Annotated in this window: 14 protein-coding genes; 12 read left to right on the forward strand and 2 right to left on the reverse strand. The window is 72.7% G+C overall.

Annotated elements, in window-relative coordinates; all coding sequences use genetic code 11:
* Nucleotides 1-449: 449 nt before the first annotated feature.
* From AB0E67_RS01960 to AB0E67_RS01985, 6 genes are all read left to right on the forward strand, one after another.
* On the forward strand, nt 450-1,217 hold the full coding sequence (locus AB0E67_RS01960) for a hypothetical protein (protein ID WP_362019658.1): 768 nt from the start codon (nt 450-452) through the stop codon (nt 1,215-1,217).
* Nucleotides 1,214-2,764, forward strand: coding sequence for a HAMP domain-containing sensor histidine kinase (locus AB0E67_RS01965; RefSeq protein ID WP_362019661.1), 1,551 nt, complete (start codon nt 1,214-1,216; stop codon nt 2,762-2,764). The genes AB0E67_RS01960 and AB0E67_RS01965 overlap by 4 nt, the downstream gene beginning before the upstream one ends.
* A gap of 186 nt (nt 2,765-2,950) precedes the next feature.
* Nucleotides 2,951-4,399 carry an FtsW/RodA/SpoVE family cell cycle protein gene (locus tag AB0E67_RS01970; protein ID WP_362019663.1) on the forward strand — a complete coding sequence of 483 codons (1,449 nt, stop codon included), beginning with the start codon at nt 2,951-2,953 and terminating at the stop codon, nt 4,397-4,399.
* Entirely contained in the window at nt 4,396-5,862 is a 1,467-nt protein-coding gene (locus tag AB0E67_RS01975; protein ID WP_362019666.1) for a penicillin-binding protein 2, read from the forward strand. Before AB0E67_RS01970 ends, AB0E67_RS01975 begins: the two co-directional genes overlap by 4 nt.
* Nucleotides 5,863-5,898: 36 nt before the next feature.
* Nucleotides 5,899-7,044 carry an amidase gene (locus AB0E67_RS01980; protein WP_362021379.1) on the forward strand — a complete coding sequence of 382 codons (1,146 nt, stop codon included), beginning with the start codon at nt 5,899-5,901 and terminating at the stop codon, nt 7,042-7,044.
* A gap of 115 nt (nt 7,045-7,159) precedes the next feature.
* Nucleotides 7,160-8,041: an alpha/beta hydrolase gene (locus AB0E67_RS01985; protein ID WP_362019668.1), complete on the forward strand. Its 882-nt coding sequence runs from the start codon at nt 7,160-7,162 to the stop codon at nt 8,039-8,041.
* A 100-nt stretch (nt 8,042-8,141) separates the two neighbouring features.
* On the opposite strand, the gene AB0E67_RS01990 is transcribed toward AB0E67_RS01985, so the two are convergent.
* A complete protein-coding gene (locus AB0E67_RS01990) occupies nt 8,142-9,260 on the reverse strand; it encodes a ferritin-like domain-containing protein (RefSeq protein WP_362019671.1) in 1,119 nt (372 codons plus the stop codon).
* Between the two features lie 260 nt (nt 9,261-9,520).
* Between AB0E67_RS01990 and AB0E67_RS01995 the strand changes: the two genes are divergently transcribed.
* The gene (locus AB0E67_RS01995) at nt 9,521-10,456 is read left to right on the forward strand and encodes a diiron oxygenase (protein WP_362019674.1); all 936 of its coding nucleotides are present in this window, start codon (nt 9,521-9,523) and stop codon (nt 10,454-10,456) included.
* 484 nt (nt 10,457-10,940) lie between these two features.
* On the opposite strand, the gene AB0E67_RS02000 is transcribed toward AB0E67_RS01995, so the two are convergent.
* A complete protein-coding gene (locus tag AB0E67_RS02000) occupies nt 10,941-12,236 on the reverse strand; it encodes a helix-turn-helix transcriptional regulator (protein ID WP_362019677.1) in 1,296 nt (431 codons plus the stop codon).
* 193 nt (nt 12,237-12,429) lie between these two features.
* Here AB0E67_RS02000 and AB0E67_RS02005 point away from each other — a divergent pair, with 193 nt between their 5' ends.
* The 5 genes from AB0E67_RS02005 (at nt 12,430) to AB0E67_RS02025 (ending at nt 17,777) form a co-directional block, all read left to right on the forward strand.
* Complete coding sequence (locus AB0E67_RS02005) at nt 12,430-12,900, forward strand: hypothetical protein (RefSeq protein WP_362019679.1); 471 nt, start codon at nt 12,430-12,432, stop codon at nt 12,898-12,900.
* Nucleotides 12,901-13,099: 199 nt separating this feature from the next.
* Nucleotides 13,100-13,711, forward strand: coding sequence for a class I SAM-dependent methyltransferase (locus tag AB0E67_RS02010; RefSeq protein ID WP_362019682.1), 612 nt, complete (start codon nt 13,100-13,102; stop codon nt 13,709-13,711).
* Nucleotides 13,712-13,745: 34 nt separating this feature from the next.
* The gene (locus AB0E67_RS02015) at nt 13,746-14,498 is read left to right on the forward strand and encodes a TetR/AcrR family transcriptional regulator (protein ID WP_362019685.1); all 753 of its coding nucleotides are present in this window, start codon (nt 13,746-13,748) and stop codon (nt 14,496-14,498) included.
* Nucleotides 14,499-14,630: 132 nt separating this feature from the next.
* A complete protein-coding gene (locus AB0E67_RS02020; protein WP_073781934.1) occupies nt 14,631-14,897 on the forward strand; it encodes a hypothetical protein in 267 nt (88 codons plus the stop codon).
* Between the two features lie 252 nt (nt 14,898-15,149).
* On the forward strand, nt 15,150-17,777 hold the full coding sequence (locus tag AB0E67_RS02025; protein WP_362019688.1) for a PQQ-binding-like beta-propeller repeat protein: 2,628 nt from the start codon (nt 15,150-15,152) through the stop codon (nt 17,775-17,777).
* The last annotated feature ends 145 nt before the right edge of the window (nt 17,778-17,922 follow it).

Here is a 17,922-nt window from a genome sequence, read left to right on the forward strand (position 1 = left end):
CCCGTGCCGCGGGCGAGCCGTCGGTCCACGTGCCGAACCTACCGGGCGAGGACCCGGGAACCCGTGCGCGACCGGACGGACCCCCGCACCCGCCCGTACGAACCCGTCACCGTACGCGTCGCGAACCCGTCACCGTCCGTACGGAAGACGGATGTGGCCGTGCGCGCGACGGCGTCGATCGGAACCCCCTGTACCGCACCGGTACACGGCCAGTACTAAATAGGGATAAACGACTTCCCTCCGAATAAGGTCTAGTGCTGTGGCCGGAAACGTTTGCCGGGAAGCTCGCGGCATCCGGTGCGGTGCATCGCAAGGCGGAGGATCGCCCTCGTACCGGACGTACTCGGGTGATGCGACAACGCGGCGAGGGGCCGTGCCGGGCGTCGCGAGCCGGTAGACCTTTCCGGTCGCAGCACCAGGGGGCATGGGCCAAGGGAAGGGAGCGTGACATGCGTCCGCGTCGCCGCGTGCGGTGCCGTACGGCGTCGGCCCTCGGGGTCGCCGCCGGTGCCGTGCTGCTGGCCGGCTGCGGTGCGGGGGGCGGGCTGCGGAGCAACGGGCCGGCCCCGCACGCCGCCGGGCCCGCCCGGCTCTGGCCCGAGCTGCCGCCCGCCTCCGCCGCCCCGTACGACTACGGCGAGGGCGAGACCGCGCGCATCCCGGGGATCGAGGTGCCGGACGGCGACGTGCACCGGCTGGACCCGGTCGCGGTGGTGCGGGCCGGGCTGAAGGCGCGCTCCGAGCGGTCCGGCGGTGCGAAGGACCTCCCCGCCGAAACCGTCCGCCGCCTCGACACGTGCCGCGAGGAGCCAGCCTCCTGCCCGGTGCTGCGCCCCTACTTCCGCGATCTGACGGGGGACGGCAAGGACGAGATGGTGCTGGGCATCCGGTTGCCCGACCAGCAGATCTCCGTATGCGTCTACAAGCCGGAGGCGGGCGGTCTGACCCGGATCCTGTCCACCACGGACGCCGTGATCAGCATCGAGCTGGCCGGGCGGGACCTGATCACGCGGGTGCCGTCGGCCATCCGGGGGTACGAGTACCGCACCGCCTGGTCCTGGGACGCCCGGCAGCGCGCCATGCTGCCCACACGGGACGAGATCCTGCGGATGCCCTCGCCCGGTGCGCCGCGGACCCCCGTCGAGACCGGCCCGCCGAACCCGGTCCCGGACACCACCGCCACCCCCTCGGCCGGCGTCACCGCGGAGCGGCGATGAGACCGTACGGCCTCCGACGGGGTGCGGCGGCCCGGCGTCATGGATCCGGCGCACGGGCCGGCAGGGGGCCGCGGCGCCTGCGGATCCCGGCCTGGACGGCGACGCTCACCTGGAAATCGGCCGTCTTCATCACGGTGATGTGCTGCGCCCTCGCCGCCCTGCTCAGCGTGCTGGTGCACGGGGAGGTGACCCGCACGACCGTTGCCGAGGCCCGCGAGAAGGCGCTGTTCCGGCTTTCGGAGGTCACGACCGCGTACGAGGCGGGCGAGGCGCTGCCGCCGGGCTCGGGTATCGATCCGCCGGGGCTGCCCCCCGCCCTGCGCGCGCTGGCCGCCCGGGGCGAGCGCGGCACGCTGGTCGCCGACCGCGACGGGCATCCGGCCATGTGGGCGGCCGCCCCGGCCGACGGCGGGACACTGGCCACGACGGTCGACTACGGCCAGAGCGTCCGCACGATCAACTCGCTCGACCGGGCGATCGTCGGCTCCTCGCTGCTGGCCACGGGCGCCACCCTGCTCTTCGGCGCGTTCGCCGTCACCCGGGTCACCCGGCGGCTGCACCAGACGGCCCGGGTGGCCGGCCGAATCAGCGCGGGCGACCTCGACGCCCGGGTCGACGACCCACGCACGGCGCACCCCTCGCGTCCGCAGGACGAGGTGGCGATCGTCGCGGGCGCGCTGGACACCATGGCCTCCACCCTCCAGCGCAAGCTGCTGGCCGAGCAGCGTTTCACCGCCGATGTGGCGCACGAACTGCGCACCCCGCTCACCGGTCTGACGGCCGCCGCCGAACTGCTGCCGCCCGGGCGGCCGTCCGAGATGGTGCGCGACCGGGTCAGCGCGATGCGGGCCCTGACGGAGGACCTGCTGGAGATCTCACGGCTCGACGCCCGTACGGAACAGGTCGAGCTCGACGTGTTCGAACTCGCGCCGCTCATCGAGCGCGTGGTGCGCGCGTCCGGGACGGAGACCGAGGTCCGCCACGGGAAGACCGCGACGGGGGCGGGCGCGGGTACGGCGGCCGGGGCCGCGCGGCGGCGGGAGCACACGCCCGCGCGGCTGCCCGTGCCGGTACGGGTCGAGACCGACAGACGGCGGGTCGAGCGGGTGCTGGGCAACCTGATCGCCAACGCGCACAAACACGGCCGGCCCCCGGTGCTGCTGACCGTGGACGGGCCGACGGTGACCGTACGCGATCACGGGCCCGGCTTCCCGGAGTACCTGCTGGACGGCGGCCCGCAGCGGTTCCGTACCGAGAGCGGCGGCAAGGGGCACGGCCTGGGGCTGACCATCGCCGTCGGGCAGGCCGCGGTGATCGGCGCGGAGCTGACCTTCGCCAACGCCCCGGACGGCGGCGCGGTGGCACGCCTGACGCTCCCGGAGTACGCACAGCCGGACGACGACGGGACGTGCGTCCGACCGTCGGAGGGGGAAGCGTCGGACCGCGTACGGCGGCCGGACGGCGACGGAGCCGCGCGCACCCGGCGGCCCGACGAGGCGACGGCACGGGACGGGAACGCGAGAGCGCAGGACGGGAACCCCGGCTGACGCGCCCTGGTGGACGGGCTTCGGACGCCGGGCCCGACCGACGCGCACGGCCGGCGTTCCCGGCTGCCATGCCCGACCGACGCGCACGGCCGACGTTCCGGCCGCCGTGCCCGGTCGGCGTCCCCGGCTGACATTCCCGCTATGACATAAGGGAAATAGCCCCCGCGTCTTGCTACGTTGCGTGGCATGACCGTAACGACGGCGGACACACCCCCGCCCGCTCTGCGTCTGCCCAAGCGGCGCGGGGTCGAGTTACTGCTCCTCATCGGCGCCGTCCTCGTCCCGGTCTACGGCTACGCGGCCGTCGGGCTGGCCAGGAACGGCGCCGTCCCGCCCGACGTGGCCGGATACGGCGGCGGGCTGGGGCTGCTCGCCCTCCTCGCCCATCTCGCGGTCCGCTTCCGTGCCCCGTACGCCGATCCGCTGCTCCTGCCCATCGCCGTGCTGCTCAACGGGCTGGGGCTGGTGCTGATCTACCGGCTCGACCTGGAGACCCCGAAGGACCAGGCCGCACCCACCCAGCTGATCTGGTCGACGCTCGGTGTGGCGCTGTTCATCGTCGTGGTCGTCTTCCTGCGCGACCACCGGGTGCTCCAGCGCTACGCCTATCTCTCGGTCGCCACCGCGCTGGTCCTGCTGATCCTGCCGATCTTCTTCCCCGCGGTGAACGGGGCCAAGATCTGGATCCGGGTCGGTGGACTCTCCTTCCAGCCCGGCGAGTTCGCCAAGATCCTGCTCGCCGTGTTCTTCGCCGCGTACCTCGCCGCGAACCGCAACGCCCTCGCCTTCACCGGCCGCCGGATCTGGAGGCTCCAGTTCCCCACCGGCCGGGTGCTCGGCCCGATCGTGGCGATCTGGGTGCTCAGTGTCGGCGTACTGGTCCTGGAGCGCGATCTCGGCACCTCGCTGCTCTTCTTCGGCCTGTTCGTGATCATTCTGTACGTGGCGACCGGCCGGACCGGCTGGATCGCGGTGGGCCTGCTGCTGGCCGCGGTGGGCGCGTTCGTCGTCGGCTCCCTCGAACCGCACGTGCACAGCCGGGTCCAGGACTGGCTCGACCCGTTCGCCACCATCGCCGCCGGACGGGGACCCAGCCAGCTGGCCCAGTCGCTGTTCGCGTTCGCCGCGGGCGGGATGCTCGGCACCGGGCTCGGGCTCGGCCACTCCATCCTCATCGGCTTCGCCACCAAGTCCGACTTCATCCTGGCGACCGCGGGCGAGGAACTGGGCCTGACCGGGCTGACCGCGATCTTCCTGCTGTACGCGCTGCTCGTGGCCCGCGGCTACCGCGCCGGGCTGGCCCTGCGCGACCCGTTCGGGCGGCTGCTGTCGATCGGTCTCGCCTCGATCCTGGCCCTCCAGGTGTTCGTGATCGCCGGCGGGGTGATGGGGCTGATCCCGCTGACCGGCATGGCGATGCCCTTCCTCGCGCAGGGCGGATCGTCCGTCGTGACCAACTGGATCATCGTGGCGCTGCTGATCCGGCTCAGTGACCAGGCCCGCCGCCCTCAGCCCGCCCACGCGGAGACCGGGGTCGTCGCGGCGGAACCGAAGGACCCGGCACCCGGGCCGAAGGGCGGGGGCGCGGCGCCGGGACCGAAGGGCACGACGCCCGGACCGAAGGACGTGCCGTGATCCGCTGCATCCGCCGTGCCGCCGCCCTCTGTCTGCTGCTGCTGGTGGCCCTGCTGCTGAACGCGGCGCGCATCCAGGTCTTCGAGGCCGACAGCCTCGACGCGAACCCCGCCAACCGCCGCCTCACGATCACCCGTTACAGCCAGGCGCGCGGCGACATCCTGGTCGGCGGGACGTCCGTCACCGGCTCCAGGGACACCGGCGAGCAGCTCGCGTACGAACGCACGTACCGCGACGGCCCCGTGTACGCGCCGGTGACCGGCTACGCCTCGCAGACGTACGGCACCACCCTGATCGAGCACGCCGAGGACGGCGTCCTGTCCGGCACCGACTCGGCGCTCGCCCCGTTCCCGTTGTGGAACGAGATCACCCGGAGCCGCCAGCCCGGCGGCAACGTGGTCACCACGATCGACGCCTCGATGCAGCGCGCCGCCTACGAGGGGCTCGACGGGCGGCGGGGGGCGGTCGCCGCCGTCGAGCCCTCGACCGGCAGGATCCTGGCCCTGGTCTCGACCCCTTCGTACGATCCGGGGCTGATCTCCGGCACCGGTCCGTCCGTCACCGACGCCTGGCGGCGGCTGAACGCGGACAAGAGCCTGCCGATGCTCAACCGGGCGATCCGGCAGACCTATCCGCCGGGTTCCACCTTCAAGATCGTGACGGCGGCGGCGGCGCTCGACGCGAACGTGGTCGTCGATCCCGACGCCGGGACCGACACCCCGTCGCCGTACGTGCTGCCCGGCACCCGGACCACGCTCCCCAACGAGGCGGAGGGCTGCGAGAACGCCTCGCTGGCCGAGGCGATCCGGATCTCCTGCAACACCGTGATGGCCGAACTGGGGGTACGGGTCGGCCTGGACGGCATGGTCGACGCGGCACGGCGGTTCGGCTTCGACGACACCGGGCTGCGGATCCCGTCCGGGGTGGCGAAGAGCAACTTCGACACCGAGATGAGCGACGACCAGCTGGCGCTGTCGTCGATCGGGCAGTTCGACACGACGGCGACCCCGCTCCAGATGGCGATGGTCGCCTCGGCCGTGGCGAACGGCGGCGACCTCAAGTACCCGTATCTCGTGGACCGTACGACCACGAAGAACGGCTCGGTGGTCCGCCGGTACGACCCGCGCACCTACCGGCGGGCGATGAACCCGCGTACGGCGATGCTGCTGCGCGAGATGATGGTCGACGTCGTGGAACGCGGCACCGGCTCCAACGCCGCGATCGACGGTGTGACCGTGGGCGGCAAGACCGGCACCGCGCAGCACGGCGTCGACAACTCGGGCCTGCCGTATGCCTGGTTCATCTCCTGGGCGCAGTCGCCGGACTCGGGCCGCCCGGCCGTCGCGGTCGCCGTGGTCGTGGAGGACGCCGCCGCCCACCGGGCGGACATCAGCGGCGGCGGCAGCGCCGCCCCGATCGCGCGTTCCGTGATGGAAGCCGCCCTGGGCACCCTGCGAGACTGACCGCGCGGCGGATACGGGGGTGACCGTGTGACGGGCATGACCGGTACGGGCGATGCGGGCGCGGTGGTCTCGGCGCTGGAGCGGATCGGGCGGGACGACCCGCGTCTGTCCGCGTTCGTCGAGGTGTGGCACGAGCAGGCGGTCGCGGACGCGGAACGCGCCGCCCACCTCCCGCTGGGCGCCCTGCCGTTCGCCGTCAAGGGACGGGCCGGGATCCGCTCGTACGCGGCCCGGCGGCTGATCGCGGCCGGTGCGGTGCCGGTCGGCTCGACCTCGGTGCCCGGCCCCGGCACGCCCTGGCAGACATGGGGGCTGGGCGCACACGGCCGTACGGTCAACCCGTGGCGGGCCGATCGCACCCCGGGCGGGTCCTCGGCGGGCTCGGCGGTGGCGGTCGCGGCGGACATGGTGCCGCTGGCCACCGGGAGCGACGGGGCGGGGTCGGTACGGATCCCGGCGGCGTGGTGCGGGGTGTTCGGCCTGAAGACGACGAACGGTCTGCTGCCCTCGCCCGACCGGACCGGGCTCGCCTCCGCCGGGGTGCTGACGCGCTCGGCGGCCGGGGCCCTGACGTACCTGCGCTGCGTACTGGACGCGAACCGCGTCCGGGGCCCGGAGGGCCTGCCGGGCGTCCCGGGCGGACACCGCCACCGCGTCCCCGACGCGGAGCCGCAGGCGGCGCCCGCCCTTCCGGTCACGGCCGTCTTCAGCCCGGACCTGGGATACGCGGACGTCGAACCGGAGGTCGAGGCCGTGGTCCGGCGCGCCGTGGACCGCCTGGTGGCGGCCGGCGTGGTGCGGCCGACGGACCGCACGTGCGACCTGCTCGATCCCCGGGGGGCATGGCAGGAGGTCCGGGGCGGGGAGCCTTCCCCCCACACCCGCGAACTGCGGCGCGAGAACGACCGCCGGCTGGCCGCGCTGTTCGCCCGCGTGCCGCTGCTGCTCAGCCCGACCACCCCGAACCGTCCGCACGGCCACGACGGTCCCGGCGAGATCTACTCGACCGCCCTGACCTGGGCGTTCAACCTCAGCGGACATCCCGCCGCGACCATACCGGCCGGTTTCACGACGGACGGCTGCCCGGTGGGTCTGCAATTGGTCGCGGAGCACGGGGCGGACGTCTCGCTGGTCGAAACGGCCCGTGCGGCGCAGGACGCGCTGTCCACCGTGCGGTCATGACACACGCCGTCCGGTCCCGGCGGACGGCGTACATCCATTGTGGCCCCGGAGAGGGCCCCGTTCCGTCGTACCGTCGGATGATCTCGCTCCGATTTTCACGCCCTACCGTGGTCGCATGACTGTTCTTCACTTACGCGATCACGGTGGCGGCTCCGACGGCGGGCCGGTCCTTCTTCTCCTGCACGCCGCCTCGCGCTCCCTCGCCGACTGGGACGCCGTGGTGCCGCACCTCGGCCCCGGCCACCGGGTGCTCGCCGTCGACCTGCCCGGGCACGGCCTCGGCACCGCCTCGTCGTGGTCGTTCGACGCGGTGCTGGACGACCTGGACGAGACACTGAACGCCCTGGGGATCGCGGGCCCGGTGGTCCCGGTCGGGCACTCGCTGGGCGGGATGGTGGCGGCCTCGTACGCCGTCGAACGGCCGGGCCGCGTGCCGGGAGCCGTGAACCTGGACGGCTTCTGGTGGGGCACGCCCGCGCAGTACCCGGGGATGGACCCGGACGAGGTGGCGCGCCGTCTGGCCGACATCGGGGCCATGGCACGGGCCTCCGCGGGGCTGCGGATGCCCGCGGAGTACGTGGAGCAGCAGGCCGCGTACAGCGTGGGTCTGGGCATTCCGTACGAGCGGGCGGAGGCGTCGTTCCGCGCGTCCGTGCGCGAACTCCCGGACGGCGGTTGGCAGTTGCTGCCGGAGCGGGAGTGCGCCCTGGAGATGCTGGACGCCATGGACGCCCTTGATCTCTTCGCCCTGTTCCGCCGCGTCCACTGCCCGCTGCTGCTGGTCCGGGCCCTGCACCGGGTACCGGCGACCCCCGGCATGGAGTGGCTGGACGAGATGACGGAGGCGTACGGGCACGGCCTGGCCCGGGATCTGGCGGAGCTGGCGGCCGAACGGGCGGGTGTCACCGTCGAGGGCATCGAGGCGACGCACGCGATGCTGCTGGAGGCCCCCGAACGGGTGGCGGAGCTGGTACGGGGGTTCGTCGCGCGGCTCTGAGCCGGTGAGCGCGGGCGCGGCGGCCCCGGGCGCCCACCGGGCCCACGCGTTCCGCGGCGCGGGCGCCGCCTCCGGCCCGCGCGCCAGCGGCCCGCCCCCGCTACTCCCCCGGCGTGCTCGACGCGCCGTGCGCCACCGCCTCCTCGACCTCGGCGACCCGGGCGCTCTCCTCCGCCGCGAAGCGTTCCCGGTCCAGTCGCTCGGCCAGTTCCTCGTCCTGGGTCATCAGCAGGTCCAGGTCGGTGTCGCCGAGTTCGAGGACGCCCATGTCCACGTACGCCTGCTGGAGCCGTTCGCCCCACAGCCCGATGTCCTTGACGCACGGCACGATCCGGCTGAACAGCAGCCTGCGGAAGAGCTGGAGGAACGGCGAACGCTCGGACAGTTCGTGCGCCTCCTCCTTGCCTATGCCGAAGTTCTCCAGCACCTCGACGCCCCGGAGCCGGTCCCGCATCAGGTGGCAGCCCTCGATGACGAACTCCTCGCGCTCACGGCGCTCGGCATCGCTCAGCTGCTTGTAGTAGTCGCGCAGCGCCATCCGCCCGAAGGCGACGTGGCGGGCCTCGTCCTGCATGACGTAGGCGAGGATCTGCTTGGGCAGCGGCTTGTCCGTGGTGTCGCGGATCATGCCGAACGCGGCCAGGGCGAGTCCTTCGATGAGAACCTGCATGCCGAGGTACGGCATGTCCCAGCGGGAGTCGCGCAGGGTGTCGCCCAGCAGCGCCTGGAGGTTGTCGTTGACCGGGTAGAGCATCCCGATCTTCTCGTGCAGGAACCGGCCGTATATCTCCGCGTGCCGGGCCTCGTCCATGGCCTGGGTCGCGGAGTAGAACTTCGCGTCGAGGTCGGGTACGGACTCCACGATCCTGGCCGCGCAGACCATGGCGCCCTGTTCACCGTGGAGGAACTGGCTGAACTGCCAGGAGGCGTAGTGCTTGCGCAGTTCGCCCCGGTCCTTGTCGGTCATCTTCGCCCAGTGCGGCGTGCCGTACAGGGTCAGGGCGTCGTCGGGCGCGCCGAGCGGGTCGAAGGGGTCGACCTCCAGGGACCAGTCGATGCGCTTGTTGCCGTCCCACTGCTTGTCCTTGCCCTTCTGGTAGAGGGCGAGCAGGCGTTCACGGCCGTCGTCGTAGTCCCAGCTGAAGCGGGCGGCGCCGGTGGCGGGCACCTGCCACAGCGGTGCGTCGGGGGCGGTGGTGTACAGGTCGAGCGTCGACATGGCCGGCTCCTCACGCCTCGCGTACGTAATCCGTCACGTTCCTTGCCTGTCACATCGGTTGGCAGGTTCACACGCTGATAGACACCGGGTCAACAAGTTGCGCGCAAGGGATTGACGACTTTGCTGACAAGCAGTCTCATAAGGAGGTGACCGCCGGTAACACCGACCGATCGCCCCTGCCGCCCACGTCTCCGCCTTCTCCCCGATCCCCCATTGTCACCTTCATCCCTCTTGTCGTCCTTGTGAGAGGTACCCCAGCCATGACTCCAGTGACCGAACGTGACGTGCGGCTGCTCCGCGACGCGATCGGCCCGCTCCGGGACCGCGAACAGATCGCCGCGCGCCTGCTCGACTCCTCGGCCAAGCACTCCTTCGATCCGGACAAGGAACTCGACTGGGACTCGCCGCCCGAGGACGGCAAGTGGCACTGGCCGCCCGAGCTCGTCTCGCTCTACGACACCCCGCTGTGGCGGCGGATGTCCGAGGAGCAGCGGCTCGACCTGTCCCGGCACGAGGCGGCGTCGCTGGCCTCGCTCGGCATCTGGTTCGAGATCATCCTCATGCAGCTGCTGGTCCGGCACATCTACGACCGGCCGGTGACCAGCGACCACGTCCGCTACGCGCTCACCGAGATAGCCGACGAGTGCCGGCACTCGATGATGTTCGGCCGCATGATCAAGTGGAGCGGGGCGCCCGACTACCCCGTACCGCGCGTCTATCACAACCTCGCGCGGGTGCTGAAGACCGTCTCCACCACGCCCGGCTCGTTCGCGGCGACCCTGCTCGGCGAGGAGATCCTCGACTGGATGCAGCGCCTGACGTTCCCGGACGAGCGCGTCCAGCCGCTGGTGCGCGGCGTGACCCGTATCCACGTGGTCGAGGAGGCCCGGCACGTCCGGTACGCGCGCGAGGAACTGCGCCGCCAGATGGTGACCGCCCCGCGCTGGGAACGCGAACTGACCCGGCTCAGCTGCGGCGAGGCGGCCCGTGTCTTCTCCGTCTGCTTCGTCAACCCGCAGGTGTACGAGAACGTCGGCCTGGACCGCCGCGAGGCCGTCGCGCAGGTGAAGGCGAGCCGCCACCGCGCGGAGGTCATGCAGAACGGCGCGAAGCGGCTGACGGACTTCTTCGACGACATCGGGGTGCTGAACGGGCTGGGCCGCAGGCTGTGGAGGAGCTCCGGCCTGCTGGCCTGAACGGGGACGGACGCGGCGGGCCCCTCCCGGGTCCCGCACCGGTCCGGCCGCGGTCCGCTCACCGGGGCCGGTCGCGGGTCGGGCGCCCGGATCCGGTCGCGGTCGTGTCGCTCGCGGTCGCGTCGCCCACGGCAGGGTCGCTCGCGGCCCGTCCCCGTACGGCAGGGCTCGCTGAGCCTCGATCCACCGGGTCTCCGCCGGTCCAGGGCTTGGACACGAAGGCGCGGATACCCTCTGAGCTGGGACGATGGGACTGTCTAAGGACTCCGCTGCTGCCCGGTGCCAGCGAGACGCCCTGGGTGAGGTTCGCCGTAAGTGGCTAGTAGGAGCGCCTTCTGACTGGGCTACGAGCGCACCGACACGGACCGCCTGGGTGCGGCCGGCAAGGACATCGTCCCCCCGCGCCCAGGAACGCGCCTACGCGACCCTCGACGGCCACGACACGCGGCGCCTGGCAGGGAGTAGCAGAAGGCCCCGCCCACGGTCAGTCAGCCCGAAGGCCGACCGACGCCGCCAGCTCCCGAACACCGGTCGTCTGCGGGTGGCGGGCGTAGATCTCTGCTGTGATCCGGCGGATTGACGGGCGGTCGCGGACCTCGCTCGGGGACACCCGTGCCGCGGACAGCAGCTCGGCGGCCGTCTGCTCGGGCTTTCCCCACTGCCACCAGGCCCGTGCCAGGTCCGTGTGCATCCTGCCGCGGCGCTCGGCCGTTTTGAACTGACCGGCTCGCAGGCCCCGGCCCGCTTCGAGTGCTGCGCCTGCGTCACCGAGAGCCCAGTGGACGCTCACGGCATAGAGGTCAACCGATGCGGGGGTGACTGGGAACAGGCGCCCCGCCGGGGGTTCGACGGGCAGGTCCCGGGCGGCCCGCGACGCCTCTCGGATCATGGCGGTGGCCTGCTGCCGGTCGCCAGCCACCGCCGCGGTGTAGGAGGTCGTACAGAGCATCTGCGCATAGGCCGATGCCTGGGCGTCTGTCTTGAGGCCGGTGGCTTCGACCCGGGAGACGGCTTCGAGGATGTGGCGCTGAGCTGCGGCGGGTTGGTCCTGGTGGCGAAGGACGATGCTGAGTTCGCGGGCTGCGGCTGCGGCTGCGAGCGGTGAGTCGGAGAGCTCGGCGTACACGGTTGCCCGGTCAGCGGTGAGGCGGGCTTGGTCGTGGCGGCCGACCTTCACCAACACCTGCGAGGCGAGGCTGTAGGCCGACGAGAGCCGCGCGTACGCGAGGTTGCTGCGGGACCGGCGCGCACTGTCGTGGCTGTCTGCGAGAAGCCCTGGAAGCGCGCGGAGAAGCTGATCGTTGTGACCGGAGTCGAATGCGGCATGGCCCGCTGCCAGACGATGGTCGAGCGGGACAGGAGATCCAGTGGGCTCGGGCATGCTGGCCAGTGCCGAGTCCATCCCGGCGAGCAGTCCGACCGGGGCGGCCAGGCCGGCGGCGGCCAGCAGGGTACGGCGGCGCATGGGGTCCTCCTCGACTCGTGGACCTACCGCCGTCACTCTAGTGGTGGCAGGTCTTGATAACCCCAGAGCCTCCGCTAGGACATTTGTAGGCATACCGACTTTTAACGCTGCCTGCTTGAGAAGTTGCAAGTCAGTGTGGCTCCCGCGCTGTTCCAGGCGCGACACCGTGGAGGCCGAGCAGCCGATACGCTTCCCGAGATCCGCTTGACGCCACTCCAGCTCCTCGCGGGCCAGCCGGATAAGACCGCCGACATCATGGGCGGCTACGAGCATGCTCACTCGGGGGGAGCGCCACAGTGATTGGACGGTGCGCATCGCTCCTCCACTGGCCAAGGTCACAGAGAGCCGTCTCCCCACGGTATGCGCCGAGACAGGGCCCCGTATATGCCGTGTGCAGGACGTGCAAACGGCTTGCACACAAAGGGCGTTGCCTTCCTAGCGTCGGCCGATCGAGGTGTCCTTGAGTCAACGCCCCCAGCCACGGGGGCCCCGCAGAAGGAGCACCGCGATGACCGCAGTCGTTGAGACCCCCGTCCATGGAACCACCAACCCCCTCTCTCCCGCCCGCAGCCCCCACGACTACATCGGCGACGCCCAGTGGGCCAAGCTGGTCGGGCTGCTTATGCGGGACTACCCGTTCGACTCAGTCATGGCCGAGCGCGTCCTCGGCCAGGCGATGGCCTACCTGATCACGGCCATGGAGAACAAGGGCCGTGGTCTCGGCATGGGGCCGGGCAAGATCGTCGACATCGGTGTCCACATGGTCATGCTGGACACCAAGGCGTACTTCGCGCTGTGCGACCGGTACAACGGGGGAAGCTACCTGCACCACGTGCCCGAGGTTGACATGAAGGGCGACGGATCCGTCGCCCGCACAGCGGACATCCTTGCCGCAGCGGGCTGGGACGTCGACCAGCCGCTGTGGGCGGCCGACTCCTCCTCGTGCACACCGTGTCGGCCAGGGGAAGACGGCCACTGACGGTGGCCCCAGCGCTCCGCCCGGCAGGACCGGGCGGAGCTGTTCCACGCGCGGGTGCAAAACCGCGAGGCCGCCACACCGATCATGAACGACGGGCCAGTATGTGCCCGTGCACTCAACCACACTGGCCTCACAGGCAGCCCCGGAAGACCTCTGGCACCAGTACGGCCGGAACCCGGCCGCACGCACACTGAGTGGCATGCGCTGGGACTGGTACCAGCGCATGGGCCCCGGCGACGAACTGCTGGGCGACCTGAGCGGCCTCACCGTCGCCGAGCTCGGCTCCGGCGCCGGGCACCAAGCCGCGTACATCACCACCGCGCTCAAGCCCGCCCGGCTCATCGGCCTGGACAGCTCACCCGCGCAGCACTCCAACAGCCGGACGCTGTACGGGCACATCCCCGAGCTGGAGTTCGTCCACGCCGACGCCGCCACGTTCCTGAGCGGCAGACCGCAGAGTCTCGACGTCGCCTACTCACTCTTCGGCGCCCTCGACTTCTCGGACCCGAAGGCCCTCCTGGAAGCCCTCGCGACAGCACTGCGGTCAGGCGGCCGACTCGTGTTCTCAACGCTCGGCCACTACAAGAACGGGACCGTCCCAGCGACGGAGTGCCGGCCCGCAGACATCTCCACGCGCCTGGCTGACGGCACCCCCGGCACCATGCAGCGCTGGGTGCTCGACACACCCGTCTGGGAAAAGCTGCTGACCGAGCACGGCTTCAGCGTGCAGGACTGCGACGCTGTTCGTGACCCGGGTCTGGACGGTGCCGCACCGATGACCACCACACTCATCCGCGCCCGGCGTCGCTGAGCCACTCGGCGGATCGAGGCTTAGGCTTCCTCGTATGACCTCTGCCGCCGCCCCGCCGAAGCGCGCGTACCGAAGGCTCAGCGTCGAGGAACGCCGCTCCCAGCTCCTCGCCGCGGCGCTCACCCTGTTCGCCCACCGGGCGCCCGACGAGGTGTCGCTCGACGAGGTCGCGGTGGTCGCGGGGGTCTCCCGCCCGCTGGTGTACCGCTACTTCCCGGGCGGACGGCAGCAGTTGTACGAGGCGGCGCTGCGGTCCGCCGCCGAGGAACTGATCCTGTGCTTCAACGAGCCGCCCGCGGGCCCGCCCACGGTACGGGTGCTGCGGGTGCTGGACCGGTATCTGGCCTTCGTGGACGAGCACGACACCGGGTTCAGCGCGCTGCTGCGGGGCGGCAGCGTCGTCGAGACGTCCCGTACGACGGCGATCGTGGACGAGGTGCGGCGGTCGGCGGCCGAACAGATCCTGCTGCACCTGGGCCGGGGCGGCGAGGGCCCGGGGCCCGGACCCCGGCTGCGGATGATGGTGCGCACCTGGATCGCCGCCGTCGAGGCGGCGTCCCTGATCTGGCTGGACGAGGGCAAGCGGCCCGCCGCGTCCGAGCTGCGCGACTGGCTGGTGGACCAGCTGATCGGGATGCTGGCCACGACCGCGGCGACGGATCCGGAGGCCGCGGCGGCGGTGGCGGCGCTCCTGTCGCTGGAGGACGAGGCGGGCCCGGCCGGGCGGCTCGCACAGCGGTTGCTCCCGGTCGTCGGCGGGGCGGCCCACCTGCTGCCCGAGCGCTGACCGGCCGCTCCCGGCGCATCGGGGCTCCCCGGGGGACGGTCGGCCGTTCCCGGAACGTCGGGACGTGGAGGCACCGGGGCGTCGGCGGCACCGCGGCGTCCCGGGAGCCGGCCGGTGCGTGAGACTGGGGATGTGCGAAGCGAGAACACACCCTTCACCGGCGGCCCGCTGGACGGGCGGGTCCTGCCCGTCCTGGTCGGCCCGACCGGTCATCCCCCCAAGTGGTACGAGGTCCCGGTGCCGGCCGCCGACGGGGGTCCCGCCACCGTGCACGCGTACCGCAGGGCGCCGGCCGGTCACACCAAACGGCTGGGGATCCAACGCGGCTGGGTGTACGAGTACGTCCCCGAGGGACGGACCCGGCACAGCCCCAAGTGGCCCTGGTCAAAGCCGAACTGAGGGGACGGCCCCGGTCCGGACCGGGGCGGCGGTCCAACGACCTGGGGACCGATGGGGAGCGGGCTCGCGCCGCCCTGCGACTCCGCTTGCGGCGTTGTCGTCGGTTGTCGATGCGCCGCATCGGCTCCCTCCTCCGCCTTGCGATCGAAGCCGCATGACGACGCTCCCTGACCCACTCCCCATCGCTCCCCAGGTCGTAAGATCGACGCTCTGGTGCCGGGCACGGTCAGCGGTCAGCAAGGGGGGTGCGCCATGGAGGCGCTGCGTCAGGACGATCCACGTCGCATCGGACCGTACGCCTTGCTGGCACGGCTCCGGGAGACCGCGAGCGCCGTGCAGTACCTCGCGCACGGGACACCCGCCGATGAGTCCGAGCCGGCCGCGGACGGCACGGAACCGGCCGTCGTGGTCACCGCCGCCCGCCCCGAACTCGCCGTACTGCCCGCCTTCCGGCGCCGGTTCCAGGCGGAGGCCCGTACGGCGGCCCTGCTGGCCGCGGACGGGGACGGGCAACGGCCGGGGTCCGGCGCCCCCGTCGACGGCACGGACGGCGAACTGCCCTGGACGGCCGCCCCCTACGTGCCCGCCCTGACGCTCGCCGACGCCATCGAGGTCTCGGGCCCGCTCCCCGAACGGGCCGTACGGATACTCGGGGCGGGCCTCGCCGAGACCCTCTCCCGGGTCCACGCCACCGGGGCCGTGCTCCAGGGGCTGGCTCCCCGGACGGTGCTGCTGGCGGAGGACGGCCCCCGGCTCACGGCGTTCGGCCCGCTGGGCGCCGCGGCCGCCGCCGAGGCCCGGCCCGGCGGGCAGTTGTCGGTACGGCTCGGCTACCTCACCCCCGAGCAGGTCGAGGGCGAGGAGCCCGGTCCCGCTTCCGACCTCTTCGTGCTCGGCCTGCTGCTGGCGTACGCGGCGACCGGCACGACCCCGCTCGCCGACGGCCCGGCCGCCGAGGGCGCCGAACGCATCGCCCGCACGGATCCCGAACTCGGCGCGGTCCCCGAGGAGTTGCGCGGCCCGATCGCCCGCTGTCTGGCGAAGGACCCCGCCGACCGGCCCGACGCGGGGGCGGTGGCCTCCGAACTGGCCCCACAGGGATCGGCGGACCTGACGAGGGACGGCTGGCTGCCGGAGCGCCTGGCGGCCGCAGTGCGGCAACAGTCGCTTCAGGTACGGGAGTTGAGCGCGACCCGCCACCTGCCGGAATCACCGGCCACCGAACCGGCTCCGCGGGCCGCCCCCGGCCCTGCTCCTGCCTCTGCCCCCACCCCCGCCACGGAATCCCCTGTCGCCACGGACACCGGTACCACGCAGCTCGGGAACATCGCGCGGCGCGTGCCGACGACCGACCGGGCCACCACCCGGCTGTCCGTCCCGCAGGGGCTCACCGGCGCCCCCGCGTCCCCCACCCCCGCGCCGACGCCCGCACCGGCCGCCGCGCCCGCGCCGCCCCTTCCGGCGGCACCCGTTCCGTCGGCGTCGCTCCCGCTCGCGGCCCCTGCGGCATCCCCCGCCTCTCCCGCCTCTCCCGCTTCCGCCATCCCGTCCGCCTCGCCCGCCCGGCCCGGCGTCGACCGGCGCGGCCTGTTCATCGGACTCGCGGCCGGTGTCGCGGGGCTGGCGGTCGGTGGCGGCGGGGCGTTCGCGCTGGCGTCCGACGACGGAGCAGCGGACGATCCCAAGCCCGCGCCGAGCCGGGCCGGCGTGGCGGGGCTTCCGCCGCGCCCGCGTTGGGTGTACCGGCATCCGGCGGCCGAGCCGTCCCCGCTCGCCGCCGCCCTCTGGAACGACCGGCTGCTGGTGCTGACCGGCGAGAACGGGGCGACCGCTGTCGACCTGCGCACCGGACGCCGCCTCTGGGCGGGCCCGGAGGCCGCCGAGGGCCACACCGTGCTGCCGGCCGGGAAGGACCTCTGCTTCGTCGCCGCCCCGGCGGAGTTCCTGTGGCTGTCCGCGAAGGACGGCAAGGTCGTGCACCGGGAGGCCCACGCGGAACGGGTCCCCGGCGCTCCGGACCTCGCGGTCGCGGGGGTCGTGGGCGCGTCCGGGCCCGTGGTCTGGTTCACCGGCTCGCACAAGGTCACCGTCAAGGCCCCGCCCCCGAAGAAGGGCAAGAAGCGCGGCAAGGACCGTCAGGTCGTCAACTCCTACCTGTTCGCCCACGACGTCGTGCGCCGCGCGGAGCTGTGGCGCACCCCGGTGCCGACCGGGCGCGGCCCCGCCGCCCCCGCCTACCGGGTGATCGCGGTCCGGGAGAACGACGTCGTCGTGCGCCAGACCCCGGCCACGCTCACCCCCGCCGACATCGGGGCGGCCAAGGGGAAGGCCGTGTTCCGGAGCTTCGACCGGAAGACCGGGAAGCAGCTGTGGGCCAGGGCGATCGGCGCGGTCGCACCGGCCGGCGCGGCCACGGGCGACGAGCAGGGGCTGCTGTACGCGGCGGTCGGCGACGGCCTCCAGGCGTTCGAGACGCCCACGGGCAAGCCGAAGTGGACGCTGAACGGCACCAGCGGCGCCCCGTACGGCACCCCGGTCGTCAGCGGCACGCTGCTGCACATCAGCAACCTCGGCCAGGAGGTGGGCGCGGTCGAACGGGCGACGGGCCGGCTCCGCTGGCGTCGCTCGACGGAGGCCGTCCCCGGCAGCGCCGCACCCGCGGTGACGGTCAGCACGACCGGCAGGACGCTGCTGGCCTCGGACGTCTCCCAGGTCACCGCCTTCGCCGCGCAGGACGGACGGCGGCTGTGGAAGTTCCAGGACATCGGGGCCCAGGAGCCGGACGGTCCGACGATCACCGCCCCGTACCGCGTGCTGGCCACCGACGGCACCGCGATCGTCCAACGGGACCGGGTCTTCTACGCCTTCCCCGTCGCCTGAAGCCCACGACCGAAGAGGTCCGCCGGGAGGCCCGCGGCCTGCCGACGCGTCGGCACCCACCAGCCGCCCTCCGGGTGAACCGGCATGCCGCCACACCGCACGGGTCCTTGCATTCCCTCGGCATCGAGTGACCGTATTGACCGTT

The organism is Streptomyces sp. NPDC032161 (assembly GCF_040636995.1).
In the GTDB taxonomy this organism is placed as follows: domain Bacteria; phylum Actinomycetota; class Actinomycetes; order Streptomycetales; family Streptomycetaceae; genus Streptomyces.